We start from the raw sequence: 22,590 nt of genomic DNA on the forward strand, positions 1-22,590 counted from the left end.
GAATCGTTTGAATCACTGATTGGCACGATTCACCATGCGGTTCGGCAGCCAGTCGCGGTAGACGGTTGCGGTTCGGCGGCCGGCCAGGCCCAGCAACGGAGAAGGAGAACGTTTTCCCATGGATCGGATCGAATCGGCCGAGGTGGTCGTCACCTCTCCCGGCCGCAACTTCGTGACCCTCAAGATCACGACGTCGGACGGCGTCACCGGCCTCGGCGACGCGACCGTCAACGGCCGGGAGCTCGCCGTCGCCGCGTACCTCACCGACCACGTCGTCCCGCTGCTCATCGGCCGGGACCCCGCGAACATCGAGGACACCTGGCAGTACCTGTACCGGGGCGCCTACTGGCGGCGCGGCCCGATCACCATGGCCGCCGTCGCCGCCGTCGACGTCGCGCTGTGGGACATCAAGGCGAAGACCGCCGGGCTGCCGCTCTACCAGCTCCTGGGCGGCGCGTCGCGCACCGGCGCGCTCGCCTACGGCCATGCGTCGGGCACCACCACCGAGGCGCTGTTCGACTCCATCCGCAACCACCTCGACCTGGGCTTCCGTGCGATCCGCATCCAGACCGGCGTCCCCGGCCTCGGCCAGGTGTACGGCGTCGCGAGCGACCAGCGTGCCGGGCAGCGGTACGACTACGAGCCGGCCAGGCGGAACATCGTCGCCGGCCGCGCCCTCCCGGTCGAGGAGGAGTGGGACACCGCCGCGTACCTGCGGCACATCCCGGGCGTCTTCGAGGCCGTGCGCCACGAGTTCGGCCCCGACCTGCCGCTCCTGCACGACGGCCACCACCGCATGCGCCCCATCGAGGCCGCCCGCCTGGCCCGGGACCTCGAGCCGTACCGCCTGTTCTGGCTGGAGGACGCCACACCCGGCGAGGACCAGCAGGCCCTGCGGCTGATCCGGCAGCACTCGACCACCCCGATCGCCATCGGCGAGGTCTTCAACACCGCGTTCGACTACCAGACGCTCATCACCGAGCGCCTCATCGACTACGTGCGCTCAGCCGTCACCCACACGGGCGGCATCACGCACATGAGGAAACTGCTCGACTTCGCCGGCCTGTACGGCATCCGCTCCGGGATGCACGGGCCCACCGACATCTCGCCCGTCGGCATGGCTGCCGCCCTGCACCTCGACCTGGCCGTCCACAACTTCGGGATCCAGGAGTACATGAAGCACGGCGACACCACGCTGGAGGTGTTCCGGACGTCGTACACGTTCACCGACGGGCTGCTCCATCCGGGCACGAATCCCGGCCTGGGGGTGGACCTGGACGAGGATCTCGCGGCACGCTTCGAGTACACACCCGCGTACCTGCCCATCAACCGCACCCTCGACGGAACGGTCCACGACTGGTGAACTCCGCCCCGCGCAGAAATCCTGACAGGATCCCCGGCAGCGCTTCCAGCAGCTCCGACGGCGCTCTCTCCCGGCCCGCCGGTCCGCCCGACGCCGAGCCGCATGCCGCCTGGCTCCCCGAGGCCGCCTTCGCGGCGATCGGCCGCCGCCGGGTCGCGATCCGGGGCGACGGCGCCCTGGTCGGCACCGTGGCCGCTGAGGTCGCGGCAGCCACCGCCGCCCACGGCGGCTCGTTCACGCGCCTGGAGTCGGGCTCGGGTGTGTCCGACGCCGACCTCGTCCTCACCCTCACGGAGGACGACGACGCCGACCTGCCGTCACCCCCGCCCCCGACCACCTCCCGAGCCGGCGACCACGCCAATTTGCCTCGTGGACGCGCTTCCACCGAGCGAAATGACGTGGTCGGCGCGCAGAGAGGCGGGGTCGGCGCGCAGGATGACGTGGTCGGTGAGCAGGACGGGGGCGACGAGTCGTTCCGGGTGTCGCGGGAGGACGGGGCCGTCGTCGTCGAAGCCGCCTGCGACCAGGGCCTGCTGTACGGGTTCTTCCATGTCGCACGGCTCGGCGAGGCCGCGTTCGACGGGCCGGACCTGGTCGAGCGGCACGCACCCGCGTCCGGACTGCGGATGCTCGACCACTGGGACAACGTCGCCGTTCACGCGGTGATGGGGCAGGTCGAGCGCGGGTACGCCGGCGGATCGATCTTCTTCGCCGACGGCAAGGTGCGCGCGGACCTGTCGCGGGTCGAGGCCTACGCGCGCCTGCTCGCATCCACCGGCATCAACCGGGTGGCGATCAACAACGTCAACGTGCACGCCCGCGAGGCCCGGCTGCTCACGGACGACCTCCCGCACGTGGCTCGTATCGCCGCGGCGTTCCGGCCGTGGGGCATCCGGGTGCACCTGTCGGTGTCGTTCGCGGCGCCCATGACGCTGGGCGGGCTCGGCACGTCGGACCCGCTGGACCCCGCGGTGGCGAGCTGGTGGCGTGACGCCGCCGACCGCGCCTGGGCCGAGATCCCTGACTTCGGCGGGTTCGTGGTCAAGGCCGACTCCGAGGGTCAGCCCGGGCCGTTCGCCTACGGGCGCGACCACGCCGACGGCGCGAACATGCTCGCCGCGGCCGTCGCCCCGCACGGCGGGATCGTCCACTGGCGCGCCTTCGTCTACGACCACCGGCAGGACTGGCGCGACCGGTCCACCGACCGGGCGCGCGCGGCGCACGACCACTTCGCCCCGCTGGACGGCCGGTTCGCCGAGAACGTGATCGTGCAGGTCAAGTACGGCCCGATGGACTTCCAGGTCCGCGAGCCGGTGTCCCCCGTCATCGCGGCGATGCCGGACACCCGCGTCGCCCTGGAGCTCCAGGTCACCCAGGAGTACACCGGCCAGCAGAAGCACGCCGTGTACCTGGGCCGCCAGTGGAGCGAGATCCTGAACTTCGACTTCGCGGGTCCGGACCGCGACGACGCCCGGCACGCGCCGGACTCCGACGCGACGCCGAAATCGGACGCGGCACCGGGCTCCGACGCGGCACCGAACAGCGCGGATCCGTCCCACGCCCTCCCGCCGACGTCGGTGGCCGGGATCGTGGCACGTTCCGGCGGCATCGTGGCCGTGTCCAACGCCGGGGACGACGAGTTCTGGACCGGGCACCCGTTCGCCCAGGCCAACCTCTACGCCTACGGCCGGCTGACCTGGGATCCCACCGCCGACCCCGACGCGCTGCTCGACGAGTGGGTCGCGCTGACGTTCCCGGACGCGGCGGCCGACGTCGTCCACGCCCTGCACACGATCCTCGACGAGTCCTGGGAGACGTACGAGCGGTACACCTCGCCCCTCGGCGTCGGCTTCATGGTGCGCCCCGGCCACCACTACGGCCCGGACGTGGACGGCTACGAGTACACCCCCTGGGGCACGTACCACTTCGCCGACCGTGACGGGATCGGCGTGGACCGGACGGTGGCGACCGGGACGGGGTACGCCGGGCTGTACCCGGAGCCGTGGGCGTCGCTCTACGAGTCCCCGGCGACGTGTCCCGACGAGCTGCTCCTGTTCTTCCACCACGTCCCGTACACGCATGTGCTGCATTCCGGGAAGACCGTCATCCAGCACATCTACGACACGCACTTCGACGGCGTGGAGCGGGTCGAGTCGTTCGTGGCCGCGTGGGACCGGGTGCGCGGATCGCTGCCCGACGACGGCGCGGCGGACCGCGCGGACCGGGTGGGCCTCGCGGACCGGGTGGGCCTCGCGGACCGGGTGGGCCTCGCGGACCGGGTGGCCGAACGCCTGGCGGAGCAGCTGCGCTCGGCGACCGAGTGGCGGGACCAGGTGAACACGTACTTCTACCGGAAGTCGGGCGTGCCGGACGAGCGCGGCCGCACGATCTACTGAATCGCTTCAGTACCTCGTTCGACGGAGCTTGACGGAACAGAGTGAGCCCGCGGGACCTCCGGTCCCGCGGGGCCGGTTCGTCACCCGGGACGCCCGCCCGCTCCGCCACCGCGACTCCCGAGGACGTGGACATGCGATCAGATCGAACGCGAAGAATCCTGCTCGTCGGCGCGGCAGTCGCCGCGCTCGGCGCCGGTGCCCTGCCGGTGCTCGGATCCGGCCCGGCCGCCGCCGAGGACGGCTGCCAGGTCGACTACGACATCGTGAACAGCTGGGGCGGCGGATTCCAGGCCGACGTCACGCTCACGGCCGGCGAGCCCGTCGACGGGTGGGACATCACGTGGGAGTTCCCCGCCGGCACCACCGTCAGCAGCGCCTGGAACGTGGACTGGAGCCAGAGCGGCACCTCCTTCACCGGCTCCGACGTCGGCTGGAACGCCGCCGTCGGAGCAGGCGAGAGCGTCCGGGTGTTCGGCTTCGTGGGATCGGGGAGCGCCGCGGCGCCCGAGGCGATCTCCGTCAACGGCACCCTCTGCGACGGGCAGACCGGCCCCTCGCCGGACCCGACCCCGACCCCGACCCCGACCCCGACCCCGACCCCGACCCCGACCCCGACCGACGATCCGACCACGCCCCCGGACGGCCCGGTCCGGATCATGCCGCTGGGTGACTCGATCACCGGCAGTCCCGGCTGCTGGCGGGGGAACCTGTGGCAGCACGTGACCGACGCCGGGTACGACGTCGACTTCGTCGGGTCGCAGTACGCGGGGTGCGCCCCGGCGGGTGCCGACCTCGACAACGAGGGGCACGGCGGAGCCCTGGTCACCAACGTCACGGCGAACGGCCAGTCCCGCGCCTGGCTGGAGCAGAACACCCCGGACGTCGTCCTGCTGCACTTCGGCACCAACGACGTGTGGTCGAACGTCCCGCCGGGCCAGATCCTCGACGCCTACACGTCGATCGTGACCGACCTGCGCGACCTCAACCCGGACGCCACGGTCCTGGTCGCGCAGATCATCCCGCTCGCGCCGGACGCCTCCTTCGGCTGTGCCGACTGCCCGCAACGGGCCGTCGATCTCAACGCCGAGATCCCCGGCTGGGCGACGAGCCTGTCGACCGAGGAGTCGCCGATCGTCGTCGTCGACCAGTGGACCGGCTTCGACCCCGCGACCGACACCGACGACGGCGTCCACCCGAACGACTCCGGCAACGTGAAGATCGCCGCACGCTGGTTCGAGGCCCTGGACGACGTCCTCGGCTGATGCCCGCTCGGTCCGCCGGAAGGAAGGACGAGCCCTGCCCGCCGCACGGCGGGCAGGGCTCCACGCGGGGATCGGGCCGGCCGGGAGCCGGCTCACCGCGCTCTGGTCGGAGACCCCCGGCCCGTGGGGCGACGGGCCGGGGCTCATCCGACGAGGTCCGGTCAGCCCGCCGAGCAGGCGACCGGGATGGACGACGGCGGTGCGCCGCTCCCGACGAAGCCGAACTCCGTCGAGCCGCCCTCCGCCATGGTCCCGTTCCAGCCGGCGTCGGACGCGGTCACCTGCGAACCGGACGTGCTGAACTCGGCGTTCCAGCCGTTCGCCAGGGTGGCCTGCCCCAGGTCGAACGACGTGGTCCAGCCGGACAGCGGCGCGTCACCGGCGGTGACCCGGACGGTGGCGTGGAATCCGCTGCCCCAGTCGCTGTGCACGGTGAGCTCGGCCGTGCAGGCGTCGGCGATCACGTCGCCGCCGGCGTTGGCCACGTCGTCGGCCCACGAGGCGAACCAGCTCAGCGGGGCGTTCCAGTTGATCGTCATCTCGTTGGTCGACCACGAGTCGACCTCGTCGATGTAGCAGAACTGCGGGGCGCAGCCCTGCAGCTTCTCCTGGGCGATCGGGTCCTGGATGGCCGAGTTCGGACCGGCCGCGAGCATGCCGTCCGGGTGCGGGGGCAGCCTGTCGGCCGAGGCCATCCACCGGTTGTGCATGTTCTGGCTGAACTGGGTCCCGTAGCCCTTGACGTACGAGTTGTTGAGCGCGTTGCGGCCCAGGACGTAGTCGAACGTCTCCAGCGCCGCGTCGCGGTACTGCGCCTCGCCCGTCAGGTCGTACGCCGTGGCGATGATCACGGCGTTGTTGATGACCTGGTGGTTCGAGCCCCAGTCGTAGTCGCCCGGGTCGTAGGCGTGACCGAACGGCTCGTCCTGCTGGGTGGCGACGTGCCGGTCCGCCCCCTCGATCACGGAGTCGACGACGGCGTCCCGGCCGGGCAGCGCGTTCGGCACGGTGGCCAGGTCGAGCCGGGCGGCCGCCGCGGTGAAGCCCCAGTCGAAGCCGGTGGCCCGCCAGATGTCGCCCTCTGCGCCGCCCACGTGGTACGGCGAGGACTGCACGGCGTCGGCGAACTCGGTCTCACCCGTGGTGAGGAAGAGCTGCGCGGCGGCCCAGTAGAACTCGTCGCCGACGCTGCTGTCGTTGTACGGGCCCCCACCGGGGTTGGGGTCGAGGCTGTTCGTGTCGGGGGCGATGATGTCCGGGTGCGCGGACGCCGCGTCCCAGGCCCGGCGTGCGGCGTCGAGCAGCTCGTCCGCGTAGGCCTGGTCGTGGTCCGCGTACAGGCGGGCACCCTGCGCCGCGGCGGCGGCGAGGTTGAGCGTGGCCGCCGTCGAGGGCCGGTGCACGTAGCGCGGCATCGGGTCCTCGTGCGGCAGGAGGTTCATGCCGGTCCAGGCGATGTCGTGCAGCTTGTGGTGCGCCAGGCCGCCGGCGTCGTACTGCTCGCCGTCGATGGTCATCTCCACGCCGTCGTCCACCTGCATGCTGAGCATCCAGTCGAGGTTGTGCCGCACCTCGTCGAGGACGTCCGGCACGCCGTTGTCCCGCTCGGGGATGACCAGGGTGGAGTCACCGAGCGCGCCGTCGGAGACGGTGTCCGCGTACAGGCTGCGTTCGTAGGTGGACAGGAGCTGGTACACGGAGATGCCGGAGTTCACGACGTACTTGCCGTGGTCACCGGCGTCGTACCAGCCGCCCGACGCGTCGATGGCATACCCCTCGGGGCAGGCCCAGCCGTTCTCCCCGTAGTGGTCGTCGCCGCCGAGCTGCGCGTTGCCGCTGTTGTCGACGGCGCCCTCGGGCGGCAGGCAGGGGACGTTCACGTCACCCTGGTTGACGTCGTCGCCGCCGGCCTCGGACACGTGCCCGGCGGGTCGCGCGTACTCGGTCTTCAGCTGCTCGCCGTCGACCTCCACCGGCACGATCTCCTGCCCGGACCGCTGGGTGTAGTAGATGCCCAGGGAGTCCGCGCGCAGCTGGTCGTAGATGGTCGCGCTGATCTCGAACGGGTACGACTCCTCGCCGTCGGCGGCGAGCACGAAGCCGTCGCCCGTGGCGTCGACGCCGGAGAAGTCGACCGTGTGCACGTTCAGGCCGGCCGACGGGTCGGTGCCCTCCGGCGTCGTCTCGCCCGAGGCGACGGCGGTCCCGGCGGAGTCCCGCAGCTCCCAGGCGACCGGCGAGGTCGCGTCCGTCACCAGGGTGGCGTTCTTCGGGCCGTCGGGGAGATAGCCGACCTGGTTGACCCGCACCCGCGGGCCGGTCTCGGGCTCGTACTCCTCGACCTCACCGCCGGTGAGCAGCGAGACCTCGTCCAGGCACAGCTCGAAGTCCTCGGCGTTGCCGCCGAGCTGGAGCTGGACCTCGCTCTCGGCGTCGGCCGCGATGTCGAACGCCTCGGTGAACGTCTGGCCGTCCGCCCGGAGGGTGATGTCCGCGTAGTAGAGGGGCGGCCACTCGGTCTCCGGGTCCGGGACCATCACGCGGGCCGACGCCTCGGGGGAGGCCGCGGCGGTCACGCTGATGGTGAAGGTGTCGCCCGCGGTCACGGGGACCCCGCCCTGGCCGACGATCACGTCCCACTGGTTGCCGCCGCCCGGGACGACGCCGCACAGGGTGCCGTCGGGCGCCTCGGTGAACTCGACGCCCTCGGAGGCCCACCAGGGGTCCAGGGTGCCGTCGAAGGTGGGGTTGGTCAGAAGTTCGGTGCCGTCCTCGGCCTGCGCCGTGACCGGCGAGAGCACCACCCCCGCGAGGGCTAGTGCTGTCGCGGCCGCGGCCATCGGACGGCCGCGTTGCTTTCTGGTCTGCACGCTGTCTCCTCGATGAGAGCGCTTCCATGAACGTCCGCCACACTAACCGGACCGAATATCACGAACCAGCCCGGGCGCCGGGTTGATTCGTTTAGGCGCGACGCGGCCGACTCGCGGCACGGCGCCCGGGGCACCCCTCGGCGCGGAGCCGGGGGACGCCCCTGCGGTCGCGCGCCGCCGTCGTCCCAGCCAACACCCGGCCTACCTCGGCGGCGGCGCCGTCGACTCCCGGAGGACCAGGTCCGTCGCGAGATTGAGGCGGGTGACCGCCGGAGCCCGGCCCGCCGCCATCTCGAAGAGCATGCGGGTCGCGGCGGCGCCCATCTCCGTGAGGGGCTGGCGGACCGTCGTGAGCGGCGGCCACACCCAGGAGGCCAGCGGCAGGTCGTCGTACCCCACCACGGACAGGTCACGGGGCACGCTCAGGCCCAGTTCGTGCGCGGCCCGCAGCACGCCGATGGCCTGCATGTCGGACCCCGCGAAGATCGCCGTCGGCCGGTCGGGCGCCGACAGCATCCGCAGGCCCTGCTCGTACCCCGCCTCCACGTAGAAGTTGCCGTTCGCCACGAGCGACGGGTCGTGGGCGACCCCGGCCTCCTCGTGGGCCGACCGGAACCCGTCGAGCCGTGCCCGGCTGCAGAGCATGTCGCCCGGCCCGGAGATGCAGGCGATCCGGCGGTGCCCCAGCCCGAGCAGGTGCCGCGTCGCGAGCAGCCCGCCGTTCCAGTTGTCGGAGCCCACCGACGGCACGTCGGCCGGCGGCTCCCCGTCGGTGTCGATGACGACGTAGGGGATCGAGCGCCGGTCGAGCTGCTGGTGCTGGGCGGCGGTCAGGTTGGCCGCGACGAGCAGGACGCCCAGGGGCGGGCGGGTCATGGTCATGTCGAGCCAGTCCTGCGGGGGACGATGCTCGCCTCCGAGCTCGGACAGGATCACGCTGACGCGATGCGCCCCGGCGGCGACCTCGACACCGCGGATGATCTCCATCGACCACGCGGACCCGAGCCGGTGGAAGACCAGATCGATCAGGCCCGACGCCGTGTGCGCGGAGACGGCCCGGCGACGGCGGTACTGGTGCTTCTCGAGGGCAGCCTCCACCCGTGCGCGGGTCGCCGCGGCGACGTCGGCCCGCCCGTTCAGGACCTTCGACACGGTCGGCACGGACACGCCGACCTCGCGGGCGATCGTGGCGATGGTCGGGCCACCTGGCGCCGGCCTCGCCGTCGCCCCGGAGTCTGCTCGGGCCATCTCGGGCGGCACCTCTCTCGAAACTGAGATCACGCAACTTTCGGGCCCGACGGTACACCACCCACCCCGGGTCATTTGCCGGAACGATACCGGATCGTGACCACAGATGCCCTGGCGACCCTTGACTCGGCAACCGCTGTCCGCCTACCGTCCCGTCCAATGCTTCTTGCTATCGGCGCAGATGCCGATAGTTTCGGAAAAACGTTATCCACGACGGCGTGGTGTGCGGCCCCTAGCCGGGCGCGGGTCACGCCGTCGTGGCCGGAGGGATCGATGGCACCAGAAACGGGGACGGTCGAGACCGTGCCACCGGCCCGCGGAGACGATCCGCCCGCCGGCGCGCCGGCCGCGTCACGCGGCGGCGGCTCACGGCCGCCACAGCAAGTACGGAACAAGGACACGTGGGCACGCGCGCTGCGCAGGGACTGGCGCCTCTACACCTTCCTGATCCTGCCGATCATCTACCTGCTCATCTTCCGGTACACGCCCATGGCCGGGAACGTCGTGGCGTTCCGCCGCTTCCGGCCGGGTGGCTCGATGTTCGGCGACGAGTGGGTCGGGCTCTACTACTTCCAGGCGTTCATCCAGGACCCGAAGTTCTGGGAGGTGTTCCTCAACACGGTGATCCTCGGGGCGCTCACCCTGATCGTCGTGTTCCCGCTGCCGATCGTGCTGGCGCTGATGCTCAACGAGCTGCGCTCGCGCCGGTTCAAGAAGTTCGCGCAGACCATCACCTACCTGCCGCACTTCATGTCGATGGTCATCGTGGCGGGGTTCGTCTTCGAGCTCACCGCGATCAACGGCACGATCAACCAGATCATCTCCGGCCTCGGCAGCGACCCGATCTCCTTCATGCAGAAGGCGGAGTGGTTCCGCCAGATCTACGTCTCCTCGGAGATCTGGCAGACGGTCGGCTTCGGCACGATCCTCTACCTCGCCGCGCTGACCACGATCGACGACCAGCTCTACGAGGCCGCCCGGATCGACGGCGCGAACCGCTGGCAGCAGACGTGGCACATCACGCTGCCGGGCATTCGTCCGACGATCGTCGTGCTGCTCATCCTGAACATCGGCACGTTCATGGCGGTCGGCTTCGAGAAGGTCCTGCTGCTCTACAACCCCCTCACGTACCCGACGGCGGACGTCATCGCGACCTACCTGTACCGCGTGGGTATCAACAGCGGGTCGTTCTCGTACGCGGCCGCCATCGGCCTGTTCGAAGCAGTGATCGGCCTGACCCTTGTCCTGTCCGCGAACCTGATCGCGAAGCGCACGGTAGGAGCTTCCCTGTGGTGACCACCGACGTCCCCGACATCGCCCGCGTCCGGGAGGTTCCCCGGACCGTCAAGGACACCGCGAGCTACACCGTGTTCCGCGTCGTCAACGCCTGCGTGCTGCTGATCATCTGCGGGGTCACCCTGTACCCGTTCGTGAACCTGGCGGCGAAGGCGTTCAGCTCGCAGGGCTACATCATGGCCGGGCAGGTCAATCTCTGGCCGCGCGGCTTCAACCTCACGACCCTGGAGTGGCTGGCGCAGCAGGAACGCTTCTGGACGGGGTACGGAAACACGATCATCCAGACCGTCGGCGGCACGACGATCGCGATGGTGCTGACCACGACGATGGCCTACGCCCTGGCCAAGAAGCATCTCAAGGGGCGGGGGATCGTGGTCGCGATGGTCGTGGTCACGATGTTCTTCAACGGTGGCCTGATCCCCAACTACCTGCTTATCACGAACCTCGGGTTCAAGAACACGGTCTGGGCGATCATCATCCCGAACGCCATCAGTGCGTTCAATCTCCTGGTGATGAAGGCCTTCTTCGAGAACTTCCCCAGCGAGCTGGAGGAAGCCGCGGCCATCGACGGGATGACGACCTACGGGATCTTCTTCCGGATCGTGCTGCCGCTGTCCAAGGCCGTCATCGCCACGATGATCCTGTTCTACGCCGTCTTCTTCTGGAACTCCTGGTTCCCCGCGATGCTCTACCTGAGCGACGCCGACCTCCAGCCGGTCACCCTCTACCTGCGCAACCTGCTGGCGGGGGCGTCGGGCGCCGGGCGGGAAGCAGGCATGGAGGAGGTCCAGATCGGATCGAACCTCAAGGCCGTGACGATGCTGCTGACGGTCGTCCCGATCATCGCCGTCTACCCGTTCGTCCAGAAGTACTTCGTGACCGGCGTGATGCTCGGCTCCGTCAAGGGCTGAGCCGCGCGGGCGGGACGGACTGCCCGTCCGACGCCGCCCGGAACCCCTTCGCCACCACGACACCAGCGACCCGACCGAAACCGATTCACACCTGCGAGCGTCACGAACGATGTCGTTCAGAACCGTAAGGAGAGCAATGAGAATCACCCGGAACAAGGCCGTCGCGGCATCCGCCGCGGCCGCCCTGACTGTCACCCTCACCGCATGCGGCAGCGGAGGGGCCGACGACGGACCCAGCGGCGAGCTCGACATGGAGTCACAGGTCGGCTACATGGAGGACTTCGAGGCCGGGACGACGTTCACGGCGACGGAGCCGGTGGAGTTCGGTCTGCTGTACCGCGACCACCCGAACTACCCCTTCCAGGACGACTGGCCGATCCTCCAGCACCTGGAGGAGAACCAGAACGTCACGTTCGACTTCGAGAACGTGCCGCTCGAGGACATGCAGCAGCGCCGGTCGGTGCTCATCTCGTCGGGCGAGGCCCCGGAGATCATGCCCGTGACCTACCCCGGTGACGAGTCGCAGTTCGTCAGCGGCGGCGCGCTCCTGCCGATCTCCGACTACGTGCAGTACATGCCGAACTTCCAGCAGAAGGTCGAGGAGTGGGGCCTGCAGGCGGAGATCGACGCCCAGAAGCAGGAGGACGGCAAGTACTACATGATCCCCGGCATCCACGAGGTCACCATCCCGGGCGCGTACACCGTGGCGATCCGGCAGGACCTGTGGGACGACGCCGGCCTGGAGCACCCGGCCACCTGGGACGAGTTCGCCGACCAGCTCAAGACCATCAAGGAGGAGAACCCCGACCTCGACTACCCGATGACGGACCGCTGGTCCATCAACGGACCGATCGAGGCCACGCTCACGGCCGCCGCGCCCAACTTCGGCACGGTCGCGGGCTGGGGCTACGGCACGGGCCTGCAGTGGAACCAGGACGAGGGCGTGTTCGAGTACGCGGGTGGCTCCGACGAGTACCGGGCCCTCGTGGAGTACTTCGCCGGCCTGGTGGCCGACGGGCTGCTCGATCCTGAGGCACTCACGCAGGAGGACGACCAGGCCGAGCAGAAGTTCGCGTCCGGCCAGGCCGCCGCAATCGGATCCAACGACCAGGTGATCCTCGAGTACCGCGACGCGTTCAAGGAGATCGGCGACACCACGTCCGAGATCGAGCTCATCACCGTCCCGGGCGGCCCGGCCGGCGACTACATCGCGGGCGGCACGCGGCGCGAGTCCGGCCTGATGTTCTCGGCACAGGCCGCCGAGTCCGACCACTTCCTCGCGATGCTGCAGTTCGTCGACTGGCTGTACTACTCCGACGAGGGCCTGGAGTTCGCGAAGTGGGGTGTCGAGGGTGAGACCTTCGAGCGGGACGGGGACGAGCGTGTCCTGGTCGACGACGTCACCTGGGGCGCGCTCAACGCCGGTGCTCCCAAGCTGCTGAACAGCGACTTCGGCTTCTACAACGGCGTCTGGTCGCTGGCTCACGGATCCACCGAGGACCTCGACATGTCGATGCGCAGCGACGAGGCGGTCGAGTACATCGACAGCATGAACGCCGTCAAGGAGGAACTGGAGATCCCGCCCGCCGTCGCCTACGACGAGCTGGAGCAGGAGCAGGCGGGCCTGCAGCAGACCACGCTGCAGGACATGACGTTCCAGGCCACGGCCCAGTTCCTCCTCGGCGACCGGTCGACGGACGACTGGGACACGTGGGTCTCGGAGCTCGAGGGCGCCGGCATGCAGGAGTACGTCGACCGCGCGAACGCCGCGGCCGGCGTCACCGAGTAGCCCGAGCAGCCCGAGCAGCCCGAGCAGCCGGCACAAGCGAGCAGCCGGTCGTGTGGTCGGTCCGATGTCGTTGCGGTCGGTCTCCCAGGAGGCCGACCGCAACGACATCGGACCGACCACACGGCGACCTACCCACCGATCCGGAAATCAAGGAGACCTCTCTCGTGAACCGCACTGTCGTGCCCGCCGAACCCCTCGGCACCCTCGGTGACGCCTGGCGGGCGTGCGTCGGGACCGGGCGCTTCAACCTCGCGCTGCGCCAGGACTACCAGGACTCCCTCGCCCTGGTGCAGCGCGAGATCGGGTTCCGGTACATCCGCGGGCACGGCCTGCTGTCCGACGACGCCGGCGTCCACCATCCCTATGACGTGGCCGGCCACCGCGGCACCCGCTACGCGTTCACCTACGTCGACCAGGTGGTCGACGCCTACCTGCGCCTCGGCATCAAGCCCTTCCTGGAGCTCGGGTTCATGCCGGAGAAGCTCGCCTCCGGCCCCGACACGGTGTTCTGGTGGCGGGGCAACATCACCCCGCCCCGCGACCACGCCGAATGGGCCCGGCTCGTGCGGGCGACGCTGCGTCACCTGGTCGACCGCTACGGCCTCGACGAGGTCCGCACCTGGCCGGTCGAGATATGGAACGAACCCAATCTCGACGTGTTCTGGAAGGACGCGGACCAGGACGCCTACTTCCACCTCTACGAGGTCACGGCGCACGCGATCAAGGAGGTGGACGAGTCCCTGCAGGTCGGGGGCCCGGTTCTCTCCCCCGGTGCCGACGACTGGTGGCAGCCGTTCGCCGAGTTCGTCGCCTCCCGCGACGTGCCCGTCGACTTCACCTCCTTCCACGCCTACACGTCCGGCCCCGCCGAGCACGTCCCGTTCGGCGTCTACCAGACGCTCAAGCCGCCGCAGAACCTGCTCGACCAGTTCGCGCGGCCCAAGGAGCTGCTCGCGGGCACACCCCTCGCGGATCTCCCGTCGCACGTCTCGGAGTTCAACTCCTCCTACCGGCCCGACAACCCGATCCACGACACGGCGTACAACGCCGCCTACCTCGCGCCGGTGCTCGCCGGGGGCGGCGACCACGTCGACTCGTTCTCCTACTGGACGTTCAGCGACGTGTTCGAGGAGACCGGCATTCCGACGGCACTCTTCCACGGCGGGTTCGGCATGCTGACCCACCGCCAGATCAAGAAGCCCACGTACCACCTGTACGCCTTCATGGCGCGCCTGGGCACCGAGGTCCTCGCCCGCGGTGCGGACCACCTGGTCACCCGGGACCGGGCGTCGGGGCGCGTGACCGTCCTCGCCTGGCAGCCCGTGGGCGGCTCGGACGCCCCGGAGGAGCCGGACCGGCACGAGGTGCGGCTCAGTGTTCCGGTCTCACCGACGACGACGGCGGTCGCGGGCGAGAACCTGCCCGGGGCCGCGGGCCCGGCGGGCGGGGCCACGGCTGCTCGCGCCTTCCTGCTGCGCCACGACGTCGACGTCGAGCACGGCAACGCCTGGCACGCCTGGGGCGAGCTGGGCCGTCCGGCCTCGCCGTCGTCCCGGCAGCTCGACCTGCTCCGCGAGACCGCCGAACCCCGCCGCGGCGCGTCGTCGGCCCCGATCCGCTCCGGGCCCGACGGCGCGGGGCGCGTCGACCTCGACCTGACGCTCGGCCGGCACGGGGTGACCCTCGTGGAGATCGAGCCGGTCCGCGACGAGACGCCGCCCTGGCTCGACGACGCCCGCATTCTCGGAAGGAAGCGCCCATGACGGCTCGCGTCCCGGCCACCGCGAAGATCCTGTACGGCGGCGACTACAACCCCGAGCAGTGGCCGCGCGACGTCTGGGAGGAGGACTACGCCGCGTTCGGCAAGGCCGCGATCGACACCGTGACGCTGAACGTGTTCGCGTGGTCCCACCTGCAACCCGACGAGGACACCTACGACTTCTCCCGGCTGGACGCGATCGTCGGGCGCGCGGTCGGGGCCGGGGCGCACGTCGTCCTGGCGACGGCCACCGGCGCACTGCCGCCGTGGCTCGCCCACCGCTACCCGGAGGTGAACCGCACGGACTTCGAGGGCCGGCGGCACGTGTACGGGCAGCGGCACAACGCCTGCCCGTCCTCGCCGGTGTTCCGGCGGATGTCCGCGGCACTCGCGGACCGGATCGCCGAGCGGTACACCGGCACGCCGGGTCTGGTGGCCTGGCACGTCGGCAACGAGTACGGCGGCGCCTGCTACTGCGAGAACTGCGCGGCCGGTTTCCGCGGCTGGCTCCGCGAGCGGTACGGCACGCTGGAACGGCTGAACGAGGCGTGGAACACCATGTTCTGGTCGCACCTGTTCAGCGACTGGGAGCAGATCGTGCCGCCGAGCGCCCTGTCGGAGCACTGGCGCGGGCCGGACCACACCGCGTTCCAGGGCATCACCCTCGACTACCTGCGATTCATGTCCGACGCCATGCTCCGCAACTTCCGCGACGAGAAGGCCGCGATCCGGCGCCACGACGCGGACACGCCCGTCACCACGAACTTCATGGGCATGTTCCGGCCCATCGACTACCACCGCTGGGCGGCGGACCTGGACTTCGCGTCCTGGGACAACTACCCGCCCGGGCCGCGCGAGCACGCCCGGATGGCGCTCGCCCACGACCTCATGCGGGGTCTCAAGGACGGCGCGCCGTTCTGGGTCATGGAGCAGACGCCGACGATCACCGCCTCCCGCGGCGTGAACCCGGTCAAGCGGCCGGGCGTGCTCCGGCTCTGGTCCTGGCAGGCGGTGGCACACGGAGCCGACGCCGTCCTGTACTTCCAGCTGCGGCAGTCGCGCGGCGCGTGCGAGAAGTACCACGGCGCCGTCCTCGACCACGGCGGTCGCACCGACACCCGGGCGTTCCGCGAGGTCGCCGAGCTGGGCCGGGAGTTCGGCGAACTCGGCGGAGCGGTGCTCGGCGCGCGCACGCCCGCCCGCGTGGCGCTGCTGTTCGACTGGGACTCGTGGTGGGCCGCCGAGATCACGGACGGGCTCAACCGGCACGTGAAGTATCCCGCGGTGGTGCTCGCGTACTACCGCGCGCTGTGGCGGGCCGGCGCCCAGATCGACGTCGTCCCGCAGTCGTCGGACCTGAGCGGGTACGACGTCGTCGTCGCACCCCTGCTGCATCTGCTGAAGGGCGACGTGGCCGAGCGCCTCGGGGCCGTCGTGGCGCGCGGCGGCACGGCGCTGGCCACGTTCTGGAGCGGACGTGTGGACGAGGACGACAACGCCTACCTCATGGACGTCCCCGGGCCGCTGGCCGGCCTGTTCGGCATTCGCGTGGAGGAAACGGACTCCGGCGAGCCGGGCGCCGTCAACCCGGTCACGCTGCGGATGCCGGGCGCGGCGGCAACGCCCGGACAGCTCGCCACGGGCGCCGCGACAGCGGGCGCCGCGGCCGGATTCCCGGGCGCGGACCGCGGCACGGACCTGGCCGAGGGCGACACCGTCGTCGACGGCACCCTCGTCTTCGAGGTGATCGTGCCCGACGGCGCCGAGACCGCCGGCACCTACGGGGCCGACTTCTACGCGGGCGCGCCGGCCGTGACCCGGCATCGCCCCGACGGCGTCACCGGTGGCGAGGCCTGGTACGTCGGCACGGCGCTGGACGACGACGGCGTCGGCTGGGTGGTCCGGCGGGTGCTCGAACGACACGACCTCGTGGGGCCGTACGCGGCCTGGCCGGACGTGGAACTGGCGATCCGGGAGCGGGACGGCGAACGCTGGTCGTTCGTGCTCAACCACGGGACGCGGGACGTGGAGGTCCCGGCGCACACATCAGGCACCGACCTGCTCACCGGGCGGCACGTCGTGCGGGGTGAGGCGCTCGTGCTCGCACCGACGGAGGTCCTGATCCTGCGCGAGAACGAGGACCGCGGAACGGATCCGGGGACATGACCGGGCCGGCGCGCCGGGGGCCCGCAACGGTCGTGGCCGGGTCGCCCGCCGAGATTGATGACAGTTCGGTCACGCGCGATTCCATCTCGATAACGTGGGGCGGATCGCCGAGTCCCCGTTCCGCATATCGGGCTATCGTGCACGAACGTTGCGACTGAGGGGACGGGATCAGGGGGACATGACCGGGGAAGGGGACCGGCGGTCGACGTCGGCGACGAAGTTCGGCACGGGGCCGTTGGCGCGCGTGACGAATACCGTCTACTGGTATCTCGTCACGGGTGCGCTGATGATCGTGGCGGCGCTGCCGGGCGCCCTGCCGATCCAGTTCCTGGAGAGCTCACCGGGCAACGCCCCCGTCCTCGCGCTGTGCCTGGCACCGCTGGCGCCGGCGTTCGCCGCCGGGCTGTTCGCGTTGCGGGACCGGGAGCGTGCCGAGGCGCTGACGCCGGCGCGCTCGTTCTTCCGGGGCTACCGCCTGAACTGGACGGACGCCCTGCGCATGGCCGTTCCCGGGCTGGTCTTCGTGGCGGTCGGCGGGATGGGGGCCGGTGTCGTCGGTGACGGCGGGGCGCTGGCCGGGGACGGCGTGAGCATTCTCGCGGCCGTGCCCGAGGTGTACCTGGGGCTGCTGATCCTGCTCGGGGCCGCCCTGGCGCTCTGGACGATGAACGCGATGGTCATCTCCGCCCTCTTCAGCTTCCGCATTCAGGACGTCGCCCGGCTCGCGACCTACTACCTGTTCGCGCGGTGGCGGGTCACGCTGGGCGGGCTGTCGCTCGTACTGCTCGGGGCGGCGATCCTGCTGCTCGCCGGGGACCTCGTGTTCGGCATGGTCGCCGTGCTCTGGACAGGGGCCGTCCTGCGGAACCACCGGGCGCTGGCGCGCGACGTCGAGGCGAGATTCACGGCGCCCGCGGACGACTGAGTCCGCCTCGGGGCGGGCCCTTCGTACCCGGCGGCTCGTCCACGGCAATTCGCTCCGGTGCGGCCGCCTGGGATGTCGGTTCTTTACGAGATATGGCATCTTAGGGGTCATGGCGGAGGCGCAGGGGGTCATCCTCACCTACCGGTACCTGCGGGTGGGGATCGTGTCGATGGTGCTGGCGCTGTTCGCGGCGCTGGCGCTGCAGATCTCGGCGGACCGCGCGGCCGCGGGGCCCGGTGACGAGTGGTGGCTCAGCGCGATCAGCGCCTACTTCTACACGCCGGTGCAGAGCATCCTGGTCGGGGTACTGCTCGTGGTGGGGCTGTGCCTCATCGCGATCAAGGGGCGCGACGGCGGCGAGGACGTGCTGCTGAACTTCGCCGGGATGCTGGCCTTTCTGACGGCGGTGGTCCCCACCCCGCTCCTGCCCCGCGTGTGCACCGGCGAGCCCTACTGCCTGGAAGTGCCCGAGCGGGTGGCGAACAACGTCGGGGCGCTGCTGATCGCCGGATTCGCCGTGCTGCTGCTCGCGACCTGGCCGCGCCGCCGCGACCTGGTGCGCGGCCGCGGGTGGGACCTGTGGGCGACCTGGGCCGTCTGGGCGGCCGTCGCCGGAGCACACCTGGTGTGGCCGGAGGCGTTCCTGGACTGGGCGCACTACGTCGCCGCGGTCCTCCTGTTCCTGTGCCTGATCGCCGTCGCCTGGGTGAACGCCCGCGACGTGGCGGTGACGAGCGGGCCGGACGAGCGGATCCGCGGCCTGAGCCCGGCGCGGTACCGCCGGACCTACCAGGTCATCGCGGTCACGATGCTGACCGTCCTGGCCGTGGCACTCGGTGTGCACTTCGGCTTCCAGGCGGTGGGGCGGCCGCTGCCGGCCCAGTCCGTGTTCGTGGTGGAGGCGCTGCTGCTGCTGATCTTCGCGGTGTTCTGGGTGCTGCAGACGATCGAGTTCTGGGAGATCGGGCTTCCGGCGAAGGCACGCGGGCAGTAGCGGCAGACGATGCGGGCCTTTCCGTTCCGGGCTCGCGACCAGAAAGACCCGCATGGTCCGCGACACCTGGCTCAGACGCCGAACCAGGTCTTGAGCCGGGCCGCGATCTCGTCGAGCTCGGGGTGAACGGAGGCGATGTCGAGGACCAGCGCTTCGTGGTCGTCGACGGTCCCGGCCGGGTCGCCATACCCGTTCACCCGGTAGGTGGTGGCCACGACGAGCCAGGCGAGGCGCTTGTTGCCGTCGACCAGGGGGTGGTTGCGATTCACGGAATCCAGGGTCGCCGCCATCTTGAGATGTATACCGGGATATAGCTCCTGCCCGTACGACGTCATGCTTGCGCGCCCGAGAGCGCCCTCAAGCAGCCCTAGATCGCGGACCACTGGCCTCACGCCCTCGGCCGCCTCGAACATCTGCAGGGCGAGGAGAGGTGTGACCAGGTGCATCACTGGGCCAGCCGGTCCAGGAGCTCGCGGTCACGTCGGCCCACGTACTCGGCAGCATCGAGCCAGTCACTGGTGGACGGCGCACGAGTCGCCTCGACGAGCTGCCGGATCGCCTGGCGGGCGGCCTCGTGCTTGGAGATGCCGAGCTGCTCGGCCGTGTCGGTGAGGGCCTTGTCCTCGGCCTCGGTGAGTCGGAGAGTCATGGCCATGATCATGCCTTCCCTAGACACATAGCGCACGCCGAACGGTGTGCTACCACGATGCTACCGCCGCCGGTATCAGCGCGATACCACTCCGTGGGCCCGGGGGCATCCGATCGCCGGGGCAACGTGTCGCACGTGCGCCGTGCCGCCTCGACGGAGGATGCGAGAAGGGGCGCCGGGATGATTCCCGGCGCCCCTTCTTCACTGCTCAGTGGCGTCTCACGCGCCCGCGATCATCTCGCCCGACGGCGGGAGGTCGCGCGGCGCCAGGCCCGCGCCGGCCGGAACCGACTGGGTCTCCGCCTCGACCGGCTTGCGACGGCGCCCGCGGGTCACGCCCTTGAACGTGAACTCGCCGAGGATGCCTTCGCCCTCGCTGTCGATCTGCACGGTCTGACCCGCCTTGATCTCGCCGAACAGGATCTTCTCGGACAGCGTGTCCTCGATCTCCCGCTGGATCGCCCGCTTGAGCGGCCGTGCGCCGAGCACCGGGTCGTAGCCCTTCTCCGCGAGCAGCCTCTTGGCCGCCGGGGTGAGCTCGATGCCCATGTCCTTGTCGCGCATGCGGTTGTCCAGCTTGGCGATCTCCAGGTCGACGATCTGGATGATCTCGTCCTGGGTGAGCTGCGGGAACACGATCGTGTCGTCGACACGGTTGAGGAACTCCGGCCGGAAGTGCTGCTTGAGCTCCTCGTTGACCTTGGCCTTCATGCGCTCGTACGAGGTCACCAGGTCGCCGCCGGCGTTGAAGCCGGTCTGCACGCCCTTGGCGATGTCCCGCGTACCGAGGTTCGTGGTCATGATGATCACGGTGTTCTTGAAGTCCACCACTCGACCCTGCGAGTCGGTGAGGCGTCCGTCCTCGAGCACCTGCAGCAGCGAGTTGAAGATGTCCGCGTGGGCCTTCTCCACCTCGTCGAACAGGACCACGGAGAACGGCCGGCGGCGCACCTTCTCGGTGAGCTGCCCGCCCTCGTCGTAGCCGACGTATCCGGGCGGGGAACCGAACAGCCGCGAGACCGTGTGCTTCTCCGAGAACTCCGACATGTCGAGCTGGATGAGCGCGTCCTCGTCCCCGAAGAGGAACTCGGCGAGCGCCTTGGCCAGCTCGGTCTTGCCGACGCCCGTGGGGCCGGCGAAGATGAACGAACCACCCGGACGCTTCGGGTCCTTGAGGCCCGCCCGCGTGCGGCGGATGGCCTGCGACAGTGCCTTGATCGCGGTCTCCTGACCGACGACCCGCTTGTGGATCTCTTCCTCCATCTTGAGCAGGCGCGAGGACTCCTCCTCGTTGAGCTTCACCACCGGGATGCCCGTGGACATCGCCAGCACCTCGGCGATCAGCTCCTCGTCGACCTCTGCGACCGTGTCGAGGTCACCCGACTTCCAGGCCTTCTCCTTCTCCGCCCGCAGCTGGGTGAGCTGCTTCTCCTTGTCCCTCAGGCCGGCGGCCTTCTCGAAGTCCTGGGCGTCGATGGCCGATTCCTTGTCCCGGCGGGCATCGGCGATCTGCTCGTCGAGCTGCTTCAGCTCCGGCGGCGCCGTCATGCGGCGGATCCGCAGGCGGGCGCCGGCCTCGTCGATCAGGTCGATCGCCTTGTCCGGCAGGAAGCGGTCGTTGATGTACCGGTCCGCGAGCGTCGCGGCCGAGGCGAGCGCCTGGTCCGTGATGGACACGCGGTGGTGCGCCTCGTAGCGGTCGCGCAGACCCTTGAGGATCTCGATCGCGTGCTCCAGGGACGGCTCGGCGACCTGGATCGGCTGGAAACGGCGCTCCAGCGCCGGGTCCTTCTCGACGTACTTGCGGTACTCGTCGAGCGTGGTGGCGCCGATGGTCTGCAGTTCCCCGCGCGCCAGCATCGGCTTGAGGATCGACGCGGCGTCGATCGCGCCCTCGGCGGCACCCGCACCCACGAGGGTGTGGATCTCGTCGATGAACAGGATGATGTCGCCGCGGGTGCGGATCTCCTTGAGCACCTTCTTCAGGCGCTCCTCGAAGTCACCGCGGTAGCGCGAACCGGCCACGAGCGCGCCCAGGTCCAGCGTGTACAGCTGCTTGTCCTTGAGCGTCTCGGGCACGTCGCCGCGCACGATGTCCTGAGCCAGTCCTTCGACGACCGCCGTCTTGCCGACGCCGGGCTCGCCGATCAGGACCGGGTTGTTCTTGGTGCGGCGGGACAGCACCTGCATGACCCGCTCGATCTCCTGGGTACGGCCGATCACCGGGTCCAGCTTGCCCTCGCGGCCGGCCTGGGTGAGGTTGCGCCCGAACTGGTCGAGCACCGCCGAGCCCGCGGGCTGGCCCTCCGTCGGCCCGCCGGCGGACACCGGCTCCTTGCCCTGGTAACCGGACAGCAGCTGGATCACCTGCTGGCGCACCTTGTTCAGGTCCGCACCCATCTTGGTCAGCACCTGGGCAGCCACACCCTCGCCCTCACGGATGAGGCCGAGCAGGATGTGCTCGGTGCCGATGTAGTTGTGGCCGAGCTGCAGCGCCTCGCGCAGTGACAGCTCCAGCACCTTCTTGGCGCGTGGCGTGAACGGAATATGACCGCTCGGCGCCTGCTGACCCTCACCGATGATCTCGGTGACCTGGGTACGCACGCCGTCGAGCGAGATCCCGAGGGACTCGAGTGCCTTGGCCGCGACGCCCTCACCCTCGTGGATGAGGCCGAGGAGGATGTGCTCGGTTCCGATGTAGTTGTGGTTGAGCATCCTCGCCTCTTCCTGGGCGAGGACTACGACCCGGCGGGCCCTATCCGTAAATCTCTCGAACATGATCAGCTCCTCACACGGGCGGCGTTGCCGCGTCCCTTGGCCGGGGACCCGGCGGACGACACAACCTGACTGCTGTTGACTCTATGTGCTCCCAACGACGCGGCGGACCCACATGTGCCCATGTTCGCCAGGGGCGTGACGCCAGGGGGCAAAGACCTCGCCAAGGCACGCCGACACGCCGTCG

The 22,590-nt window shown here is 70.2% G+C and carries 15 protein-coding genes; 10 read left to right on the top strand and 5 right to left on the bottom strand.

All coding sequences use genetic code 11. The annotated features are described in order from the left end of the window. The first annotated feature begins 118 nt into the window (after positions 1–118). From manD to EDD34_RS18815, 3 genes are all read left to right on the top strand, one after another. A complete protein-coding gene (gene manD / locus EDD34_RS18805; RefSeq protein WP_123815926.1) occupies positions 119–1,363 on the top strand; it encodes a D-mannonate dehydratase ManD in 1,245 nt (414 codons plus the stop codon). After that, the gene (locus tag EDD34_RS18810; RefSeq protein ID WP_246012564.1) at positions 1,360–3,759 is read left to right on the top strand and encodes an alpha-glucuronidase; all 2,400 of its coding nucleotides are present in this window, start codon (positions 1,360–1,362) and stop codon (positions 3,757–3,759) included. Before manD ends, EDD34_RS18810 begins: the two co-directional genes overlap by 4 nt. A gap of 131 nt (positions 3,760–3,890) precedes the next feature. Further along, positions 3,891–5,021 (top strand): cellulose binding domain-containing protein, encoded by a 1,131-nt coding sequence (locus tag EDD34_RS18815; protein ID WP_123815927.1) that lies wholly within the window; start codon positions 3,891–3,893, stop codon positions 5,019–5,021. 161 nt (positions 5,022–5,182) lie between these two features. Here EDD34_RS18815 and EDD34_RS18820 read toward each other — a convergent pair whose 3' ends face one another. Both EDD34_RS18820 and EDD34_RS18825 read right to left on the bottom strand, forming a co-directional pair. Beyond that, positions 5,183–7,891, bottom strand: coding sequence for a glycoside hydrolase family 9 protein (locus tag EDD34_RS18820; protein WP_211341637.1), 2,709 nt, complete (start codon positions 7,889–7,891; stop codon positions 5,183–5,185). 201 nt (positions 7,892–8,092) lie between these two features. Next, positions 8,093–9,139: a LacI family DNA-binding transcriptional regulator gene (locus EDD34_RS18825; protein WP_123815928.1), complete on the bottom strand. Its 1,047-nt coding sequence runs from the start codon at positions 9,137–9,139 to the stop codon at positions 8,093–8,095. Between the two features lie 273 nt (positions 9,140–9,412). Here EDD34_RS18825 and EDD34_RS18830 point away from each other — a divergent pair, with 273 nt between their 5' ends. The 7 genes from EDD34_RS18830 to EDD34_RS18860 all read left to right on the top strand — a co-directional run bounded on the left by EDD34_RS18830 (position 9,413) and on the right by EDD34_RS18860 (position 18,979). After that, the gene (locus EDD34_RS18830; protein WP_123815929.1) at positions 9,413–10,435 is read left to right on the top strand and encodes an ABC transporter permease; all 1,023 of its coding nucleotides are present in this window, start codon (positions 9,413–9,415) and stop codon (positions 10,433–10,435) included. Further along, on the top strand, positions 10,429–11,346 hold the full coding sequence (locus EDD34_RS18835; RefSeq protein ID WP_246012565.1) for a carbohydrate ABC transporter permease: 918 nt from the start codon (positions 10,429–10,431) through the stop codon (positions 11,344–11,346). Before EDD34_RS18830 ends, EDD34_RS18835 begins: the two co-directional genes overlap by 7 nt. Positions 11,347–11,482: 136 nt before the next feature. Further along, the gene (locus EDD34_RS18840) at positions 11,483–13,135 is read left to right on the top strand and encodes an ABC transporter substrate-binding protein (protein ID WP_123815930.1); all 1,653 of its coding nucleotides are present in this window, start codon (positions 11,483–11,485) and stop codon (positions 13,133–13,135) included. Positions 13,136–13,299: 164 nt separating this feature from the next. Beyond that, positions 13,300–14,898 carry a GH39 family glycosyl hydrolase gene (locus tag EDD34_RS18845; RefSeq protein ID WP_123815931.1) on the top strand — a complete coding sequence of 533 codons (1,599 nt, stop codon included), beginning with the start codon at positions 13,300–13,302 and terminating at the stop codon, positions 14,896–14,898. Then, on the top strand, positions 14,895–17,060 hold the full coding sequence (locus tag EDD34_RS18850) for a beta-galactosidase (RefSeq protein ID WP_123815932.1): 2,166 nt from the start codon (positions 14,895–14,897) through the stop codon (positions 17,058–17,060). The genes EDD34_RS18845 and EDD34_RS18850 overlap by 4 nt, the downstream gene beginning before the upstream one ends. A gap of 178 nt (positions 17,061–17,238) precedes the next feature. Next, on the top strand, positions 17,239–17,985 hold the full coding sequence (locus EDD34_RS18855; protein ID WP_123815933.1) for a glycosyltransferase: 747 nt from the start codon (positions 17,239–17,241) through the stop codon (positions 17,983–17,985). 109 nt (positions 17,986–18,094) lie between these two features. After that, on the top strand, positions 18,095–18,979 hold the full coding sequence (locus EDD34_RS18860) for a hypothetical protein (protein WP_123815934.1): 885 nt from the start codon (positions 18,095–18,097) through the stop codon (positions 18,977–18,979). 71 nt (positions 18,980–19,050) lie between these two features. Here EDD34_RS18860 and EDD34_RS21450 read toward each other — a convergent pair whose 3' ends face one another. From EDD34_RS21450 to EDD34_RS18875, 3 genes are all read right to left on the bottom strand, one after another. After that, positions 19,051–19,425, bottom strand: a complete 375-nt coding sequence (locus tag EDD34_RS21450) for a type II toxin-antitoxin system death-on-curing family toxin (RefSeq protein ID WP_342774869.1) — start codon at positions 19,423–19,425, stop codon at positions 19,051–19,053. Beyond that, the gene (locus EDD34_RS18870; protein ID WP_211341638.1) at positions 19,425–19,628 is read right to left on the bottom strand and encodes a ribbon-helix-helix protein, CopG family; all 204 of its coding nucleotides are present in this window, start codon (positions 19,626–19,628) and stop codon (positions 19,425–19,427) included. Before EDD34_RS18870 ends, EDD34_RS21450 begins: the two co-directional genes overlap by 1 nt. Positions 19,629–19,847: 219 nt before the next feature. After that, the gene (locus tag EDD34_RS18875) at positions 19,848–22,406 is read right to left on the bottom strand and encodes an ATP-dependent Clp protease ATP-binding subunit (RefSeq protein WP_123815937.1); all 2,559 of its coding nucleotides are present in this window, start codon (positions 22,404–22,406) and stop codon (positions 19,848–19,850) included. Positions 22,407–22,590 lie beyond the last annotated feature (184 nt).

Source organism: Myceligenerans xiligouense (assembly GCF_003814695.1).
GTDB lineage: Bacteria > Actinomycetota > Actinomycetes > Actinomycetales > Cellulomonadaceae > Myceligenerans > Myceligenerans xiligouense.